The 18973-nt window shown below is 70.4% G+C and carries 13 protein-coding genes; 10 read left to right on the top strand and 3 right to left on the bottom strand.

Going from position 1 to position 18973, the window contains the following annotated elements; genetic code table 11:
* The first annotated feature begins 82 nt into the window (after positions 1 to 82).
* From HNQ52_RS06305 to HNQ52_RS06280, 6 genes are all read left to right on the top strand, one after another.
* The gene (locus tag HNQ52_RS06305) at positions 83 to 3535 is read left to right on the top strand and encodes a DEAD/DEAH box helicase (protein ID WP_246387630.1); all 3453 of its coding nucleotides are present in this window, start codon (positions 83 to 85) and stop codon (positions 3533 to 3535) included.
* 101 nt (positions 3536 to 3636) lie between these two features.
* The gene (locus HNQ52_RS06300) at positions 3637 to 5226 is read left to right on the top strand and encodes a choice-of-anchor Q domain-containing protein (RefSeq protein ID WP_183960265.1); all 1590 of its coding nucleotides are present in this window, start codon (positions 3637 to 3639) and stop codon (positions 5224 to 5226) included.
* A gap of 93 nt (positions 5227 to 5319) precedes the next feature.
* Positions 5320 to 6783: a DNA-3-methyladenine glycosylase 2 gene (locus HNQ52_RS06295; protein ID WP_183960264.1), complete on the top strand. Its 1464-nt coding sequence runs from the start codon at positions 5320 to 5322 to the stop codon at positions 6781 to 6783.
* 44 nt (positions 6784 to 6827) lie between these two features.
* Positions 6828 to 7352, top strand: a complete 525-nt coding sequence (locus HNQ52_RS06290) for a methylated-DNA--[protein]-cysteine S-methyltransferase (RefSeq protein WP_183960263.1) — start codon at positions 6828 to 6830, stop codon at positions 7350 to 7352.
* A 110-nt stretch (positions 7353 to 7462) separates the two neighbouring features.
* Positions 7463 to 8386 (top strand): ABC transporter ATP-binding protein, encoded by a 924-nt coding sequence (locus HNQ52_RS06285; protein WP_183960262.1) that lies wholly within the window; start codon positions 7463 to 7465, stop codon positions 8384 to 8386.
* 184 nt (positions 8387 to 8570) lie between these two features.
* Positions 8571 to 9353, top strand: coding sequence for an ABC transporter permease (locus HNQ52_RS06280; RefSeq protein ID WP_183960261.1), 783 nt, complete (start codon positions 8571 to 8573; stop codon positions 9351 to 9353).
* A 7-nt stretch (positions 9354 to 9360) separates the two neighbouring features.
* On the opposite strand, the gene HNQ52_RS06275 is transcribed toward HNQ52_RS06280, so the two are convergent.
* Genes HNQ52_RS06275 through HNQ52_RS06265 form a run of 3 tightly spaced genes read right to left on the bottom strand, consistent with a single transcriptional unit; the run spans position 9361 to position 12315 of the window.
* A complete protein-coding gene (locus HNQ52_RS06275) occupies positions 9361 to 10047 on the bottom strand; it encodes a penicillin-insensitive murein endopeptidase (protein WP_183960260.1) in 687 nt (228 codons plus the stop codon).
* Complete coding sequence (locus HNQ52_RS06270) at positions 10044 to 10835, bottom strand: TatD family hydrolase (RefSeq protein WP_183960259.1); 792 nt, start codon at positions 10833 to 10835, stop codon at positions 10044 to 10046. The genes HNQ52_RS06275 and HNQ52_RS06270 overlap by 4 nt, the downstream gene beginning before the upstream one ends.
* Before the next feature lies 1 nt (position 10836).
* Positions 10837 to 12315 carry an AAA family ATPase gene (locus HNQ52_RS06265; RefSeq protein WP_183960258.1) on the bottom strand — a complete coding sequence of 493 codons (1479 nt, stop codon included), beginning with the start codon at positions 12313 to 12315 and terminating at the stop codon, positions 10837 to 10839.
* 116 nt (positions 12316 to 12431) lie between these two features.
* On the opposite strand from HNQ52_RS06265, the gene HNQ52_RS06260 reads away from it, so the two are divergent.
* From HNQ52_RS06260 to HNQ52_RS06245, 4 genes are read left to right on the top strand one after another with little or no spacing between them, the layout of a single operon-like run.
* A complete protein-coding gene (locus HNQ52_RS06260; RefSeq protein ID WP_183960257.1) occupies positions 12432 to 15896 on the top strand; it encodes a PKD domain-containing protein in 3465 nt (1154 codons plus the stop codon).
* A gap of 16 nt (positions 15897 to 15912) precedes the next feature.
* Complete coding sequence (locus tag HNQ52_RS06255; RefSeq protein ID WP_183960256.1) at positions 15913 to 16380, top strand: SixA phosphatase family protein; 468 nt, start codon at positions 15913 to 15915, stop codon at positions 16378 to 16380.
* Positions 16381 to 16402: 22 nt separating this feature from the next.
* Entirely contained in the window at positions 16403 to 16966 is a 564-nt protein-coding gene (locus HNQ52_RS06250; RefSeq protein ID WP_183960255.1) for a YceI family protein, read from the top strand.
* Complete coding sequence (locus HNQ52_RS06245; RefSeq protein WP_183960254.1) at positions 16963 to 18879, top strand: phospholipase D-like domain-containing protein; 1917 nt, start codon at positions 16963 to 16965, stop codon at positions 18877 to 18879. Before HNQ52_RS06250 ends, HNQ52_RS06245 begins: the two co-directional genes overlap by 4 nt.
* Positions 18880 to 18973 lie beyond the last annotated feature (94 nt).

The raw sequence follows: 18973 nt of genomic DNA, 5'->3' as shown, positions 1-18973 counted from the left end.
GTGGAATGAAGGCCCGGGCGGACGGGTTCCGTTGGACGGCCGAACGCGCCAGAATGCCGGGTTGGATGGAATCGGCGCCCGCTTGGACAGTACCCGACTGCAACGCCTGATCGCCGGCCGTGCCTGGCTCACGCGTTTCAATCCGGCCACGCTGAACCGTGCCCTCGACGAGGTGCGCGCGGACCGCGTCGTGGCGCTGCGGCACGAACACGACGATACGCACGGCGGCGAGCGGCTGGTCGGCACGCTGCGCGGCGCAGCCAACGGGCTCTACCGCTGCAGCATCGCGTTCGCGCCGGACGGCAGCGGCGTGCCGCTCGATACGCGATGCACCTGCACCGTGCAGCACGAGTGCAAGCACGCTGCGGCGCTGCTGATGTTCGCCGGCGAGACGCCGCCCGCGCGCTGGCCCGCCGGCGAAGCCGCGCCGCGGGCGCGGGTGGCGGACGCGCCGCCGCTCTCGCCGATGCTCGGCGCGCCGTTTCTCGGCGGACCGGGCACGTTCGGCGTCGGCCCGAGCACACCGCAAGTCGAGGACGCCCCGGCGCTCGTGCCGCTGTGGGACCGCTGGCTGCAGACGCTGCCGCCGGGCGAGGACGACGACGGCGCGGGCGCGTCCGGCCGCCGCTTCGGCCTGCTGCTCGGCGGCGACGCGGAAGGCCGCCTGCAGGCGGCCCCGGCGTGGCTGCGGCCCGGCCGCGGCAAACACATCGGCTGGGTGGATCCGCGGCCGTTGCTGCCGGCGGAAGACGGTCCCCGCCCCGCCCCGGACGCGGGCTGGGCGCCGGACGACCTGGCCGCGCTCGCCGCGCTGCAGCCCACGCCGCCGCTCGACGGACACGGTCCGCACTGGAGCGTGGTGACCACGGCCGTGCAGGAGCGCGCACTGCTCGATCTGCTGCAGCGGCACGCCGCCTTCGCCGAACGCGGCGGCGCCCCGCTGCAGCACGGCGACGCGCTGCCGCTGCGGCTGGCCTGGCAGGACCGGCCCGACGGATCGCAGGTGCTGCACGCCGGCGTCGACGGCATCGACGGTGCGCGCCTGCTGCGCGGCCACGGGCTGTGGTACGTGTCGGGCGAGGCGCGCCGGTTCGGCCGCGTCGAAGGCCACCGGCGCGTGGTCGAACATCTGCAGCGCGCGCCGGCGCTCGAACCCGAACGCGCCGAGGACCTGCGCCGGCGCCTGCAGGCCGGACGCGACCGGCCGCGACCGCGCATCGGCATCATCCCCGCGCCGCACGCGCGCGGTCCGATCCGCCACATCGACACCACGCCGGTGCCGGTGCTGAGCCTGCGCGTGGTGGAGTTCGACCTGCCCGGACGGCATCCGTCGCGTGGCCGCGCGCGGCTGGGCTGCGCCTTGCTGCAGTTCGACTACGACGGCCACCGCGTGCCGCCGGCGCCGGCCGGCAACGCGCCGATCCGCGTGCTGCGCGGCGACGAGGTGCTCGACATCCGGCGCGACACGCGCAAGGAACAGCGCACGCTGACCCGGCTCGAACGCGACGGCTTCGTCGATGCGACCCAGTTCGCCGAAGACCAGGGCCGGCGCCGCCATCCGTTCGCGGCCGACGAGTTCCTGCTGCAGCCCGACCAGCACCGCGCGCCGCTCGCGCCCGAAGCGTGGACGTCCGCCATCGCCGAGCTGGCCGCGTCCGGCATCCGGATCGAATACGGCGCGGATTTCCCGCGCGACGACGTGGTCGAGATCGAGGAGTGGTACGCCGACATCGAAGAGGCCGGCAGCGCCTGGTTCGACGTGTCGCTCGGCGTGGACCTCGGCGGCGAACGCGTCGACCTGTTGCCGATCCTGCGCCGCCTGCTCGTCGATCCGAACTTTCCGATGCAGCCGGGCAAGACCGAGAAACCCGACGCGACGTGGCGCATGCCGATCGACGCCAACCGCAGCATCCGCCTGCCGCTCAAACGCCTGCGCGCACTGCTCGAACCCCTGCTCGAATGGCTGCAGGCCGACAACGACGGCCTGCGCCTGCACCGCACCCAGGCCGAAACCCTGCTGCGCGTGGGCCAGAGCGCGGGCCTGCCGTGGCGCGGCGACGCGGCGCTGCGCGAACGCATCGAACGTCTGCGCCGGCATGCCACCAGCATCGACGCGCCGCCCGGCTTCCGCGCCACGCTGCGGCCCTACCAGCGCGACGGTCTGGCCTGGCTCGATTTCCTCGCCGAGGCCAACCTCGGCGGCGTGCTTGCCGACGACATGGGCCTGGGCAAGACCGTGCAGGTGCTCGCGCATCTGCTGCGCGAAAAGCAGCTCGGGCGGCTGGCCGAACCGGCGCTGGTGATCGCGCCGACGAGCCTGGTCGGCAACTGGCGCGACGAGGCCGCGCGCTTCGCGCCGGACCTGCGCGTGCTCGTGGTGCACGGCGCGGACCGCGCCGACCAGTACGAACGCATCGCCGCGCACGATCTCATCATCACCACCTATCCGCTGCTGCCGCGCGACCGCGAACTGTGGACCGCGCAGCGGTTCTCGCTCGTGATCCTCGACGAGGCGCAGGCGATCAAGAACGCACGCAGCCAGGCCGCGCAGGTGGTGCGCGAAATCCCCGCGCGGCGCCGCCTCGCGATGACCGGCACGCCGCTGGAGAACCATCTGGGCGAGTTGTGGGCGCAGTTCGACGCGGTGGAACCGGGCCTGCTCGGCAACGAGCGCAGTTTCGCCCGCGTCTACCGCACGCCGATCGAAAAACACGGCGATGCGGACAAGCAGCAGCGCCTCAACCGCCGCATCGGCGCGCTGCTGCTGCGCCGGCGCAAGGAAGACGTATTGACGGACCTGCCGCCCAAGACCGAGATCCTGCGCAGCATCGATCTGGAAGGCGACCAGCGCGCGCTGTACGAAAGCCTGCGCCTGGCGCAGCACGCACGCGTGCAGGAAGTGGTGCAGCAGCGCGGCCTGGCGCAGGCCGGCATCGTGGTGCTCGATGCGCTGCTGAAGCTGCGCCAGGTGTGCTGCGATCCGCGCCTGGTGAAGCTGGCCGGCGCGCGCAAGGTCGACGAATCGGCCAAGCTCGATGCGTTGCTGGAGCTGGTCGAAGTGCTGCGCGACGAGGACCGCCACGTGCTGCTGTTCTCGCAGTTCGCCGAAATGCTCGAACTCATCGCGCGCGCGCTGGACGAACGCGGCATCGCCTTCCTGCGCCTCACCGGCGACACGCCAGCGAAGCAGCGCACGGATCTGGTGCGGGAATTCCAGGAAGGGCGCTGCACCCTGTTCCTCATCAGCCTCAAGGCCGGCGGCGTGGGGCTCAATCTCACCGCCGCCGACACCGTGATCCACTACGACCCGTGGTGGAACCCGGCAGTGGAAGCGCAGGCCACCGACCGCGCGCACCGCATCGGGCAGGACAAGCCGGTGTTCGTCTACAAGCTGATCTGCGCCGGCACGGTGGAAGAGAAGATCGTCGCGCTGCAGTCGCGCAAGGCGGATCTGGCCACCGCCGTGCTCGAGGGCGGCAGCACGCAGCGGCTGCGCTTCGACGAATCGGATCTGGACGAACTGTTCGGCGATTGACGCCGAGCGCAGACTGCGTGCCGTGGACGGCGGGCTGGCCCGCGTCACCGCGCATTGCCGTGGGGATCAGCCGCACGCCAACGATTCACTGGAGGACGCCCATGCTTCGTCAGTTTCCCGCGCTGCTCGCTGCCGCCCTGGCCTGCACGCTGCCGGCACATGCCGCCGACATCGTCGTCGACACATCGTCCGACGGCCCGGTCATTCCCGTCGGCCGCTGCACGCTGCGCCAGGCCGTGACCGCGGCCAATACCGATGCCGCCACCGGTGGCTGCAGCGCCGGCAGCGGCGACGATCGCATCGTGTTCGACGGTGTGGCCGTCATCACCTTGCGTTCGGCGCTGCCGTCGATCACCGAATCGCTCGAGTTCGACGGCGAGGCAAGCCTCGTGACGCTGCGTCGGGACCCGGACGACGTCGATCTGTTCCGCCTGCTCGACGCGAGCACCACCACGACGCTGACGCTGCGCTGGATCGCGATCGAGAACGGCGCCGTCGCCGGCGCCACGCCGCCGCTCGCCGACGGTGCCGGCGTGCGCGCGCTCGGTACGCTGATCCTCGAGGACAGCCGCGTTACCGGCAACAGCGCGTCCGGCGCGAACAGCAACGGCGGCGGCATCCGCGCCGGCACGGTGCAGCTGCTGCGCAGCGTGGTGTCCGGCAACGCGGCCACACACGCGGGCGGCGGCGTCTACGCCACCGGTGCGGTCACGCTGGTGGACAGTCGGATCGAAGACAATGCCGCCACTGCCGCCGACAGCTTCGGCGGCGGCGTGTCCGCGGGTACGTTCGATGCGACGGGCAGCACGATCGCGCAGAACGCGGCCGGGAGGACCGGCGGTGGCGTCTACGCCGACAGCGTCGCGCTGACCGACAGCGTCGTCGAAGGCAACAGCCTCGGCGACGATGCAAGCCGGGGCGGCGGCGTGCGCAGCGAAGGCGCAATCGTCGCAACGCGCAGCCGCGTATCGGACAACACCGCGGTGGAATCGGGCGGCGGACTGCGCGGCGAGACCGTCACGCTGGTCGACAGCCTCGTCGACGGCAATGCCGTCACGGGCGCCGCGGGCATGGGCGGCGGCGCGTACGCCGAAGTGCAGGTGGACGCGACACGCAGCACGTTCGCGAACAACACGGTCGGCCAGGCCGGCGGCGGCGCGTACGGCATCGCGGTGACGCTGCGCAACAGCACGCTGTCCGGCAATGTGGCCGTGCTCTGCGGCGGCGGGCTCATCGGCTCGCTGATCTCGGTGCAGAACAGCACGATCACCGACAACGGCGCCGGCGACAACGCCTCGGGCGGCATCTGCGCGCTGGCCTCCGGCGAGCAGGCGCACTCGCTCTCGATCAGCAACAGCATCGTGTACGGCAACCTGGGCGACATCGGCACCATTCTCGATCCGGTCGATGCCGCCGGCATCAACAACATCATCGGTCCGGTCGGCGGCAGCGTGAGCGTGCCGGTCGACACGATCGATTGCGACCCGCAACTCGCGCCGCTGGCGGACAACGGCGGACCGACGCCCACCCATGCGATCGGCAGCGCGTCCTGCGCGCTCGATGGCGCCACCAACCCCTTCGACTTTCCGACCGACCAGCGCGGCGAAGCGCGCACCGTCGGCGCCGGCACCGACATTGGCGCGTACGAGCTGCAGACCCTGCTCGTGTTCCGCGACGGCTTCGAGGGCTGAATCGCGCGATGCCGCGCGGCCCGTGGGCAGCGCGCCGGCATCGATGTCCGAAAATGGCGAGTCGGCGCCCGCGGGCGCTGCTAGCCTTGTTCCATGTCCTCGCCCGTCGCCAGCGCAGAACTCGATCCCGCCGTCTGCGAACGCGCCCGCCTCGCGCGCGACGCCCGCTTCGACGGGCTGTTCTACACCGCGGTCCGCACCACGCGCATCTACTGCCGCCCGGTCTGCCCGGCGCCGACGCCGAAAGCGCACAACGTCGACTATTTCCCGACCGCCGCCGCCGCCGCCGCGGCCGGTTACCGTCCGTGCCTGCGCTGCCGGCCCGAACGTGCCCCCGGTGCGCCGGCGCATCGCGTCGGCAGCGAACTCGTGGCCGGCGCGCTGCGCCTGATCGAACACGGCCTGCTCGACGACGCGCCGGTCGCGACCTTGGCCGAACGCGTCGGCGTCGGCGAGCGTCACCTGCGCCGCCTGTTCGCCGAGCAGCTCGGCGCCGGTCCGCTCGACGTGGCGGCGACGCGCCGCCTGCTGTTCGCCAAGCAGCTGCTGAGCGACACCACGCTGCCGATCACGCAGATCGCGAGTGCGGCCGGCTATGCCAGCCTGCGCCGCTTCAATGCCGCCTTCGTCGACAGCTACGGCAAGCCGCCACGCGAGTTCCGCCGCACCGAGACGCCGCTGTCGTCGAACGGCGAGCTCGTGCTGCGGTTGCCGTTCCGTCCGCCGTACGACTTCGCCGGCCTGATGGCGTTTTTCGAACGGCGCGCGATTCCCGGCGTGGAGCAGGTCTCGCCGCGGCACTACCGCCGCAGCATCGCCGTCGACGGCGAACCGGGCTGGTTCGAGGTGACGCCGCGCGACGGCGACGACGCACTGTCGCTGCGCGTGTCGGTGCCGCGCGCGAGCCAGCTCGGCCGGGTGGTCGCGACGGTGCGGCGCCAGTTCGACGTCGACGCCGATCCGGCCGCGATCGGCGACGTGCTCGGCCGTGCCCCGCTGCTGCGGGCAGCCGTCGCGCGCTGGCCCGGGCAACGTCTGCCCGGCGCGTGGAACGGTTTCGAACTCGCGGTGCGCGGCGTGCTCGGGCAGCAGATCAGCGTGGCGGCGGCACGCACCTATGCCGCGCGCATCGTCGCCGGCTGGGGCACGCCGCTGGGCGAGCGCGGTATCGACGGCGTGAATGCACTCTTCCCGACCCCCGCCGCACTCGCCGACGCGCCGCTCGAAACCATCGGCCTGCCGCGCGCGCGCGCGGCCACGCTGCGCGGCCTCGCCGCGGCGTGCCGCGACGGTCGGGTGGATTTCGCGCCGGAGCAGACGCTGGCCGGTTTCGTCGAACGGTTCACCGCGCTGCCCGGCATCGGCGCCTGGACCGCGCACTACATCGCGATGCGCGCGCTGTCGCAGCCCGACGCGTTTCCGGCCGGCGACCTGGTGCTGCGCAAGGTGGCCGGCGGCGGCGCGCCCCTCACCGAACGCGCACTGGAACAGCGCAGCCAGGACTGGCGACCCTGGCGCGCCTACGCCGTGATGCTGCTGTGGCGCGCGGCCGGCTGATGCATCCGGACTCCACGAACCCCGATACCGAACGAGGCCACCGCATGACCCGCAACACGCCAGCCCACGACACCGTGGTCCACACCACGATCCCGACCCCGATCGGCCCGCTGCTGCTGGTCGGCGACCCCACCGGGCTGATCCACATCGGCCTGCCGCAATCGCGCCACCCGCTCGCACTCGATCCCGCATGGCGCAGCGACCCCGATGCGTTCGCCGACGCGCGCCGCCAGTTCGATGCCTACTTCGCCGGCGAACGCACCGACTTCGACCTGCCGCTGGCCCCGCGCGGCACCGCATTCCAGCGCGATGTGTGGAGCGCGCTGTGCGACATTCCGTACGGCGAGACGATCAGCTACGCGGAACTGGCGCACCGCATCGGCCGGCCGCGCGCGGTGCGCGCCGTCGGCCTCGCCAACGGCGCCAACCCGCTTGCCATCATCGTGCCCTGCCACCGCGTCATCGGCGCGGACGGCAGCCTGACCGGCTACGGCGGTGGCCTGGCCGCGAAGCGCTGGCTGCTTTCGCTGGAGCGGCAGCGCACACCCGCCGACTTCGCTCTGGCCTGAGCGCCGGACGAGGCGACTGGGGCGCCGCGACGGCGGCGCGCACCAGGACGCCGGGCCGGAGCGAGAGCAAGGCCGATATACTGCATCTCTTTGCTCCGTCCCGCAGGACCATGCCACCCATTCCCGCGCTGCAGATCCGCGACCTCCGCAAGGTGTACGACAACGGGGTCGAGGCCCTGAAAGGCGTGTCGCTCGATGTCGCCGAAGGCGACTTCTTCGCCCTGCTCGGACCCAACGGCGCCGGCAAGTCGACCCTCATCGGCATCGTCAGTTCGCTCGTCAACGCAAGTTCGGGCAGCGCGCACGTGTTCGGCGTCGACATCGCCACGCAGCGCTCCCAGGCGATGCGCCTGCTCGGCCTCGTGCCGCAGGAGCTGAACTTCAACATGTTCGAGACGCCGCGGGACATCCTGGTGAACTACGCCGGCTTCTACGGCGTGCCGCGCGCGGACGCGCTCAAGCGTGCCGACGAGGAACTGGCGCGGGCGCAGCTGTCGGACAAGGCGAGGATGATGAGCCGCACGCTGTCGGGCGGCATGAAGCGCCGCCTGATGATCGCGCGCGCGCTGATGACGCGGCCGCGGCTGCTGATCCTCGACGAACCGACCGCCGGCGTCGACATCGAGATCCGCCGCGGCATGTGGAAGCTGCTGCGCGACATCAACGCCGCCGGCACCACGGTGATCCTGACCACGCACTACCTGGAGGAAGCCGAAACCCTGTGCCGCAACATCGCCATCATCGACAAGGGCCGCATCGTCGAAAACACCACGATGAAGAATCTGCTGTCCAAGCTCGACGTGGAAGGGTTCCTGCTCGACGTCGACGGCGCGCTGCCGGCGCAGCTGCCGCGGATCGACGGCGTCACGCTCGCCGCGCGCGACGACCACACCCTGGAGCTCGACATGCCGCGCGCGATGGATCTCAACCGCGTGTTCGGCGCGCTCTCCGGCCACGGCATCACGGTGCGCTCGATGCGCAACAGCGCCAACCGCCTCGAGGAACTCTTCGTGCGCCTGACGGGAAACCACTGATGCGTTGCGATCATGCAATCCTTCTCCCCGCGGGAGAAGAGCCTGCCCCGGACGTGATCCGGGGTGCCGGCAGGCGGATGAGGGCGCGCCTTCCCAGCCTGCGTCGAGGGACTGCCTGTCGACTCGCCCTCATCCGCCTTCGGCACCTTCTCCCGCGGGGAGAAGGAACAGCGGGGGCACACCAGTGAGTCCTTCCGTCGCGCAACTCAACCTCACCGCGCTCTACACGATCGCGCGCCGCGAAGTGCGCCGCATCCTGCGCATCTGGGGCCAGACCCTGGTGCCGCCGGCGATCACGATGACGCTGTATTTCCTGATCTTCGGCAAGCTCATCGGCTCGCGCATCGGCGACATGGGCGGCTACGACTACATGGACTACATCGTGCCGGGCCTGGTCATGATGAGCGTGATCCAGAACGCGTACGGCAACATCTCGTCGAGCTTCTTCGGCGCCAAGTTCGGACGCCACGTGGAAGAGCTGCTCGTGAGCCCGATGCCGAACTGGGTGATCCTCGCCGGCTACGTGGCCGGCGGGGTGCTGCGCGGGCTGATGGTGGGCGCGATCGTGCTCGCCATCGCGTTGTGCTTCACCCACGTGCGGGTGCCGCATCCGTTCGTGATGTTCACCACCGTGCTGCTCGGCGCCACCGTGTTTTCGCTTGCCGGCTTCGTCAACGCGGCGTATGCCAAGAAGTTCGACGACATCGCGATCATCCCGACCTTCGTGCTGACGCCGCTGACCTACCTGGGCGGCGTGTTCTATTCGGTCACGCTGCTGCCGGGCTGGGCGCAGACCGCCACCCATGCAAACCCGATCTTCTACATGGTCAACGCCTTCCGCTACGGCCTGCTCGGCGTCACCGACGTTTCGCTATGGCTCGCCTACGGCGTGATGCTGGGCTTTGCCGTGGCGCTGGCGACGCTGAGCCTGTGGCTGCTCAAGCGCGGCACCGGCATGCGCAGCTGACGCGCGGTCAGCCTGCGGCGCAGCGCACCGCGAAGTCGACGTGGTAGTGCTCGTCGTGCCGCACCCAGGCCGGGCGCGGCAGGAACTGCAGATGCCTGCGCAGGTAGTCGCCGTCCGGGGTGGCATGGAGCTTCGCGAGGTAGGGCGGATCGAAGATCACCTGGCGGATGCCGATGCCTTGCGCGCGTGCCGCCTCGTGCAGGGCACGCAGGTGGGCGGCGATGGCGGCGAAGTCTATGCGAGTGTCGTCCAGCGTCCCCTCCGCGTCGAACTCCAGGTCGTAGCCATAGCGATTCCAAGGCCACGTCGGCAATGGGGCGCTGGTGCCGTCGGCGTCGCGTAGCGGCACCATGAAATCGACCAAGAGTCCGTTCTGGTGGGTCCGGTGCGGTGGCATCGGCCCACCCGCCTCGTGGCCGGTTTCGCCGTAGACGAACACCAGCGACGGATGATGTTTCGCCAGCGTCGCATACGCGGCGAGCATCACGTTCGCAACCCGATCGTGCACGAAGTTGCGATCGAACATCCGGCTCAGGTGGCTGTAGGCCACGAAGTTCTCGCCCGACAGCGGCAACGGCACGCCGTTGTCGAGCCGCCCGTCGCCAGGGCGGCCGTAGCACGTGCTCGCGGCGTGCGTGGGCAGTGCACCTCCGAGCGCACCGAGCAGGAGCAGCCCGACCGCGACCCGGTTCATGCGGGAAGGCGGAAGAACGCGCGCGCGTTCGAGGTGGTCGACGCAGCGGCGGCCTCGATCGATTCGCCGCGGTCGCGCGCCAGTTCCTCTGCGATGTGGGGCAGATGCATCGGCTCGTTGCGGCGGTCCTTCGGCATCGGCCTGAGCGTGCGCGGCAGCAGGTAGGGCGCGTCCGTTTCGATCATCAGCCGGTCCGCCGGGATGTGCCTGACCAGCTCGCGCAGGTGCGCGCCGCGGCGTTCGTCGCAGAGCCAGCCGGTGATGCCGATGAACCAGTCGCGGTCCAGGCACTCGAACAGTTCGCGCCGCCCGCCGGTGAAGCAATGCACCACGGCCGGGCCGATGCGGCCGTCGAAATTCTTCATCACCGCGACGAAGTCGTCGTGTGCGTCGCGCTGGTGCAGGAACAGCGGCTTGCCGGTGTCGACCGCGATCTGCAGCTGGCGCTCGAAGGCACGGCGCTGCGCGGGGCGGGGAGAAAAATCCCGGAAATAGTCGAGGCCGCATTCGCCGACCGCGACCACCTCCGGATGCGCGAGCAGCGCGCGCAGTTCCGCGTCGCATTCCTCGGTGTATTCGGTCGCGTGGTGCGGGTGCACGCCGGCGGTGGCGAACAGGAATCCCGGATGCTGCCGCGCGAGTGCGAGCGCCTTGGGCGAGTGTTCGCGGCTGGCGCCGGTGACGACGATCTGCGCGACGCCGGCATCGCGCGCGCGCTGCAGCACCGCGTCGCGATCGCCATCGAACGTTTCGTGCGTGAGGTTGGCGCCGATGTCGATCAGTTGCATGTCAGTCCGCCGGCACGCAGCGTTCGCGCGCCCAGTCGCGCAGCCACTGGACGCGCTCGGCCATCAGCACCGACAGCGGGCGGGTGCTGCGCAGCGCATCCAGCAGACGCGCCTGGTCGAGCCGCGCGCCGTCGCCGTAGGCGGCGTACAGCGCGCTGACCACGGCCTGCTCGATCTCGGCGCCGGAAAATCCGTCGGCCGCGGCCGCGAGCGCGGAAAGGTCGAACGGCTCCAGCGGTTGTTCGCGGCGTTCGAGATGGATGCGGAACGCGGCTTCGCGTGCGGGTGCGTTCGGCAGATCGACGAAAAAGATCTCGTCGAATCTGCCCTTGCGCAGGAATTCCGGCGGCAGCTGTTCGATGGCGTTGGCGGTGGCGACAAGGAACACCGGCGCGCGGCGCTCGCTCATCCATGTGAGCAACGAACCGAGCACACGGCGAGAGACGCCGTCGTCGCTGTTCGAGGTGGCCAGGCCCTTCTCGATCTCGTCGCACCACAGCACGCACGGGGACATCGCCTCGGCGGTCTTCAGCGAATCGCGCAGGTTGCGTTCGGTTTCGCCGTGGTACTTGTTGTAGAGCGCGCCGAAATCCAGCCGCAGCAGCGGCACGCCGAAGCCGCCGGCGCAGGCCTTGGCCGCGAGCGACTTGCCGCAGCCCTGCACGCCGAGCAGCAGCACGCCTTTCGGCGGATCGAGGCCCTTCGGTGCGTTGCCATCGATGAACACCGCGCGACGCTGCCCGATCCAGGCTTTCAGGCGCGCGAGTCCGGCCACCTGATCCATTTGCGCCACGTCCGGTTCGAAGCTGAGGATGCCGCCGCGCCCGAGCAGTTCGAACTTCGCGCGTTGCGCTTCGGTGACATCGCGGGCGCCGATGCGGCCGTCGTGGTGGATCAGCTCGCGCACGATGCGGCGTGCGTCCAGCAGCGTGAGCCCGCGCAGGTGCTTGAGCACGGCGCGCTGCGCGTCGGCCTCGATGTCGACGCGTTTGCCGCCGTGTTCGCGCGAATACGAAAACGCCTCGTCGCGCATCAGCTTCGCCAGCGCGGCCTCGTCCGGCAGGCGCATTTCCACGCGCGTGGCCAGCGGTTCGAGCTCCGGCGGCAGTTCGATCTTCGAGCCGATCAGCACCACGGTGTGGCGCGCCGCCGCCTGTCCGAGCACCACCTCGCGCAGCATGCGCACGTTCATCGCGTAGCGCAGGTAGGGGTGGAAATCGAGCAGCAGCCAGAGGCCGCGGTGCGCGTCGCGCCGCATCACGTCGAGCACGGCGCTCGAATCCTGCGCCGCGGGCGCGGATGGATCGTCCATGTCAAGGCGCTGCAGGCCGGCGGTGATGCTCCAGCGCCACAACGGCCGGAACAATTCGGCCACCACGTGGCGGAACGCGTCGACGAGCAGGTCTTCCTCGTGCGTCTCGATCAGCAGCAGCGGATTGCCGGACCGGACGCGGACGGCCAGGTCGTGGGTATCGAACATGTGACCTGCAAGGTGATTTCGCGAAGGGAACGCCGGGGCGCCGGGATCTGAACGATCCGGCGGCGGCGACGGTGTATTCTGCCAAGCCCGACCCCGTTCTGCAGGAGTGTGTCCCCATGCGGCCCAGTTCCGCCCTCATTCTTTCCGCCGCACTGGCCGCCGTGTTTGCGTGTCCTGGCGCCGCGTTCGGCAAGGGAAGCGATGCGCCGTTGCACGCCACTCTGCGTGCTCCCACCCTGCTGGCCTTGGCTCCGGTCGACGCCTCGAAACTGGCGGTCGAGGATGCCGTGCTGGATGGCAAGTTTGGTGTGCCACTCCGGTTCGGGGTGGTGCAGGACGCGAGCATTGTCGACATCGCCAAGGGCGGCATCGGCGAGTGGAGCACGCTCTCGGACGGTCGCCTTCGGTGGCGCCTGGTCGTCGAATCGACCGGGGCGCGGACACTGGACTTCGGATTTTCCCGCTTCCGTCTGCCGCATGGCGCGGAACTGCGCATCTTCTCCAGAAGTGGAAAGGCACAGCTCGGCCCGTTCACGGATGCTGACAACCCGGTTGGCGGCAGGTACTACACGCCACTGCTCCCGGGCGCGGATGCCGTACTCGAGCTGACACTGCCCGCCGAAAAGCGCGATACGGTCGAGCTGGCGCTGGCCACGGTCAACCACGGCTATCGCGATCCGTTCCAGGCGCAAGCGACCGCAAAGTCGGGCAACTGCAACATCGATACGGTCTGTCCCCAGGGCGATGCGTGGCGTGACGAGATCGCCTCCGTCGCGCAGTACACCTTCCAGGCCGGATCGTCGAGCTACGTTTGTACCGGCCAGCTGATGGCCACCGGCAACTCGGCGGCGGATAGTGCCACGCCGCGCTTTTCCACCGCGCATCACTGCATTTCGACGCAAGCCGAGGCACAGTCGATCGTCCTTTACTGGGGATACGAAAGCCCCACGTGCCGCACCCCGGGTACGGCCGCCAACAGCCAGGTTCTGAACAAGCCGAACAATTCGCGTGCGACCCAGAGCGGCACGACGCTTCTTGCAACGCATGAGGCGACCGATTGGACCGCATTGCAGCTCAGCTCGCAGGTACCAGCCGCAGCACTTGCGGAATGGAGTGGCTGGGACCGGAGCGGCATTGCCCCTCCCGGCACCGTGGGTATCCACCATCCGCAGGGTGACGAGAAGCGCATCACCTTCAACACCGATGCCCCGTCAACGATTCCAATCTGCATCCCCAGCAGCACGTCGCTGCCCAACTCCCACTGGTTCATTTCCGAATACGAGGCCGGTACCACCGAAGGCGGCTCGTCCGGATCGGGCTTGTGGAGCTCCGACGAAAAGCTCCTGATCGGTGTGCTTTCGGGCGGTTCGGCCTCGTGCACCGTTCTTGATGGGTCCGATTGCTATGGGCGGCTCAGCACCGCCTGGGAAGCGGGGAGCTCGCCCAGCAGCAGAATGCGGGACCACTTTGATCGAAGTGGCGCCAATCCGCAGCAAATGCCGGGAAGTGCCGCCTGCAACGCCCCCACCGTCACCCTGAGCTCGCCCGCCTTCACCACTGCGCCCACCGCCGGCGCCACGGTCGCGTTCACCGGCGCGGCCAGCGGTGGCTCCGGTAGCGGTTACACCTACGCCTGGGATCTGGACGGCGACGGCGTCGCCGATCGCAGCGGCAGCGTCAATACCGTGTCCACCGTCTACAACGCGCGCCAGAGCGTGCAGGTGCGCCTCACCGTCACCGATTCGGCCGGGTGCAGCGGCGTGGCCTCGCAGGCGCTCGACATCAAGGGACCGGCGCTGACCGTGACCTCCGCCGCGCCCACGCAGGTGTGCGGCAACAACGACGGCAAGATCGATCCGGGCGAGCGCTGGCAGGTGCCGGTGACGCTGCGCAACAGCGGCGATGCGCAGATTTCCGGTCCGGCACGCGTGCTGTACGCGGCATCGAACGACTACGCCGCGAGCACGGGCGCCGCCTGCGGCTTCGACTATGTCGACATCGCGTCCGGCGCGAGCGCGGTGCCGGCGGTGACGCTGTCGCCGGCCGACGGCGGCGTGGCCGCCAGCGACGACGGCCGCTCGGCCCAGGCGATCACCCTCGGCGGCGGCGGCGTGCGCCTGTTCGGCACCACGTACAGCCAGGCCGTGGTCTCGACCAACGGCTATGTCTCCTTCGACACCGCCGAATCGGGCGGCGACTACGACAACGCCTGCAACACCGCACCGGACCGCGGTTCGCTCGGCCCGCAGCTGCGCCCGATGCACGACGATCTCGTGGTCGGCGCGATCACGGGCTCGGGCCTGCGCTACCGCTATTTCGCCACCTGTCCGCGTCCCGCGGCGGGCGCGGGCGCCGGCTGCCACGTGTTCCAGTGGAGTCACATGCAGCAGTATTCCAACAGCGGCCCGGCGACCGGGGATTTCGGGTTCCAGGCGCTGGTCTACGACGGCGGCAGCGTGGTCTACCAGTACGAAACCGCCTCGCCCAACGCCGGCGCAGGCGCCACGATCGGCCTGGTCGACAGCACGGGCGCTGCGTTCGACGCACGTTGCAACGTCGCCAACGCGGCACCGGCCAACAGCGCGATCTGCCTGTCGTCGCTGGCCGGCAGCGTGCGTCCGGAATCGCCGACGCGGGCGCTGCTGGCGCTGCCGGCGAACGAATCGTCCACCGTCAACGTGCCGTTCTACGTGCCGACATCGGCCGCCTGCGGTGCGCCGCTGGCGATGGATTTCGTCGCGGCCGCGGCAAACAACCTGACCCGGGTGGCGCCGACGCGCGTGCTGAACGCCAACGTGGGCGCCGGCTGCACGGTGGTCAACAACTGCCCGATCCAGCAGCTGTCGTTCGAGACCAAGCAGGGCCTGTACCACAACCGGGTGCGGCCCGGTAACGGCATCGCCCACTATTCCTACGGCGGCGGCTGGTACACCGGCGACGCCGAGCGCAAACCGACGTGGTACCAGCTCTCGGGCAGCGTGCAGGACTATCTGATGCGCCTGCCGCTGGTGGAAACCCACAACGACGGCAGCACGAGCAACGTGGAGGTGTCGCTGCAGCAGCGCGGCCGGGCGTGGCTGGCGCAGGTGTCGCCGACCGAGATCATGTACGCCTGGCAGTTCGACGACGGCCGCAGCGGCGCCGAGCTGCTGTCGCACACGCTGTCGCTGGCGGGCTTCATCTCGCGTCCGGCCACCAACCGCACCGAGACCTGGTTCGCACTGAGCGATCCGGGCTGGGGTCTGGCGGTGGAAAGCGGCAGCAACGCCGGCACCACGCTCGAAGCCATCGGCGTGTTCCTCTACGACGCGGCCGGCGCGCCGCGCTGGACGCTCGGCAACGGCACCGGCGCCAGCGGCCAGGCCGTGGCCCTGACGGCCGTGCGTCCGCATTGCCCGGGTTGCCCGTGGTTGCCGGACTACGCCGATACCGCCGCCGCCGCGGGTACCATCACCCCGACATGGACCGGCGCAACCGGCGTCAGCGTCAACACCGCGATCACGTTCCCGGCGCCGCTGCAGGGCACGTGGAACCGCACCGCGCTGCCGATGATCCCCATTCTCCCGCCCGCGCAGGATTGACCCGGAGACACGCGAAATGGAACTGATCCTGTTGCGCCACGCCCACGCCGACAGCCCAGCCGGCCTCGACGACACCGCGCGGCCGCTCTCGCCCCGCGGTGTGGCCGAGGCGCAGGACGCGGCGCGCTGGATCGCCGCGCACGGCACGCCCGACCGCGTGCTGTGCTCGCCCGCGCAACGCACGCGCGAGACCCTGCGGCACGTGACCGCGAGCACCGGCGACATCGACACCCGCGTCGATCCGCGCATCTACGAAGCCACGCCGGGCACGCTGCTCGACGTACTGGCCGAGCACCGCGACAGCGCCCGCCTGCTGCTGGTGGGGCACAATCCCGGGCTCGAAAGCCTCGTGGCGCTGCTGGCCACCGGCCAGTCCGGCGACCACCGCGGCATGCCCCCCGGCAGCATCGCGGTGCTGTCGCTGGCGGCCGACGCGCCGACCGAGCCGGGCGTGGCGCGGCTCGACACGTTCTGGTCGCCGTAACGGACGCGCAGCGCCGGTGAGAATGCGGCTGCTGGGGGCGCTGCTGTGTCTGGTCTGCGTCCCGGCGCAGGCCGAAACCCTGCTGATCGACAAGGCGCGCTCGCACGCCGGCTTCGCGCTGCGCGCACTGTGGGTGAAGAAGATCGACGGCGCGTTCACCGGCGTCGAAGGTGCGGTGACGCGCGATGCCGCCAACGGCCGCGTCGGCGTGGACGTTCGGATCGCGGCCGACAGCGTGACCATGGACCGCGACAGCTACGCCGACTGGGCGCGTTCGGACGATTTCTTTGCCGCCGCCACCCACCCCTGGATCCAGTTCCGTGCCGAGAACATCCCCGAACGCCTGCTGCGCGACGGCGGTGAAAGCCAGGGCCTGCTGACGTTGCGCGGCATCACGCGGCCGGTGCAGCTGCGCATCGAGGCCGCCAACTGCCCGCGCCCGGGGCTGGACTGCGCGGTGCACGCCAGCGGCGAAGTGCGACGCAGCGAATTCGGCATGGACGCGCGCCGCGTGGTGCTGGGCGACAAGGTGGAGTTGCAGTTCAGCGTGCGCCTGCTGCCGGGCACGGCGGCGGAGCCGTCGTGAGTCCGCTGCGCGCAGCGGTGGCTGCGCTGCTGGCGTTGTTGCTCGCGGCCTGCATGCCCAGCCGCAAGGACATCCGCGAAGCGGTGGCGGACGCGCGCGCGCAGCAGGACACCGCGATCGCCTGCGACCGCGCCGACCACTGCGCGCTGGCCTCGCCGCTGCGCGAACTGGGCGACGCCGCGCTCGACGCGTCCACCCCGCAGGCGCCCCGGCATCATGTCGCCCTGCTCGAGAACGGCCCGGACGCGCTGCTGGCGCGCATCAACCTGATCCGCGCTGCGCGCCGCAGCATCGACGTGCAGAGCTTCATCTACGCGCAGGACGATGCCGGCTTCTTCGTGCTCGGCGAGCTGCTCGGCGCGGCGCGGCGCGGGGTGAAGGTGCGCGTGCTGCTCGACCAGCTGTTCAGCGTCGACGACGTCAAGCTGCTGGCGGGGCTGGCACGCGCCCACGTCAACTTCGAGCTGCGCCTGTACAACCCCACCTTCGGCGAGGCGCAGACCGGCCCGGTGCAGTTCGTCGCCGGCATCGTCTGCTGTTTTTTCCGCTTCAACCAGCGCATGCACAACAAGCTGCTGCTGGTCGACGGGGCCGTCGGCGTGACCGGCGGACGCAATTACCAGAACCGCTATTTCGACTGGGATCCGGAATACAACTACCGCGATCGCGACATCCTCGTCGCCGGCCCCGCCGCGGCGCAGATGCAGGACTCGTTCGACGCCTTCTGGCGGCACCAGCGCAGCGTTCCGGTGGCCGCGTTGCGCGACGTGCGGCGCTGGGTGGAGCGCGACGAGGGCGACGGCGCCGCGATGGATGCACCGCGCCTCACCGACGCGGCCCGCATCCTCGATCTCTCGGCGCAGGCCGACAACGCCGCGCTCGTCGCGCAGCGCATCGGGCCGGTGTTCGACGTGGGACCGGTGGAGTACGTGTCGGATCTGCCGAACAAGGCCTTCGAGTCCAACACCGACGCCGAGCGCGACCTCACGCGCCGCCTGCAGACCCTGTTCCTCGGCGCGCGCGAACGCATCGTGCTGCAGACGCCGTACCTGGTGTTCTCCGGCACCGCGCAGGACCATTTCCGCGACCTGCAGGAACGCGATCCGCCGCCGCGCGTGATCGTGTCGACCAACAGCCTCGCATCCACCGACGCGTTCCCGGTGTACGCGCTGTCGCACAAGTACAAGCGCCGCTACCTGCGCGAGTTCGGCTTCGAGATCCACGAGTACAAGCCGTTCCCGGCCAGCGCGCCGATCGATGTGGCCAGCACCGGCGCGCTCGGCCGCGAAGTGGCCAACAGCGTGCCGTACAACGCGCTCAAGAGTTCGGGCAGCGGCGGCCGCGAGCGCGATCCGTCGCGCTACGCCACCGAATCGCAGCGACGCTTCGGCGCCGGCAGCGGGCCGGGGCGCAATGTCGATCCGGGCCCGCTGCCGCTGGAACGCGCCGGCGTGCGGGTGGGCATGCACGCCAAGTCCATCGTCATCGACGACGCACTGGCCCTGGTGGGCACGCACAACTTCGACCCGCGCTCGGACAAGCTCAACACCGAAAGCGCGGTGATCGTGCACGACCGTGCCTTCGCCGAAGCGCTGGCCGCCAACATCCTGCACGACACCCTGCCCGAGAACGCCTGGACCATCGCGCGGCGGCCGCGGCCGCCGGTGTTGTCGGGCGTCAACTACAGCCTGGGCAAGGTGTTCGAGGCGCTGCCGCTGTTCGACTTCTGGCCGTTCCGCTACGCCACCAGCTGGGAGATCAAGCCCGGCTGCGCGCCGCTGCGCATCGACGATCCGGGCTTCGAGGCCTGCTACGAGCCGGTCGGCGACTTTCCCGAAGTGGACGTGCCGCTCAAGTCCATCTACACCCGCGTGCTCACCGCCTTCGGCGCAGGGCTTGCCCCCATCCTCTGACGCCGGGTCCGCGACCGCCGTTCGGCATACGGGGTGTGCCGCTGTTGCGGTGCAGCGACGCGATTGACGCTGTGCCCCCCGCTGGCTAGGCTGG

Origin of the sequence: Chiayiivirga flava (assembly GCF_014202825.1) — a bacterium.
In the GTDB taxonomy this organism is placed as follows: domain Bacteria; phylum Pseudomonadota; class Gammaproteobacteria; order Xanthomonadales; family Xanthomonadaceae; genus Chiayiivirga; species Chiayiivirga flava.
The sequence above is the reverse complement of the archived record's forward strand: the minus strand, read 5'-3'. Positions and strand labels throughout refer to the sequence as shown.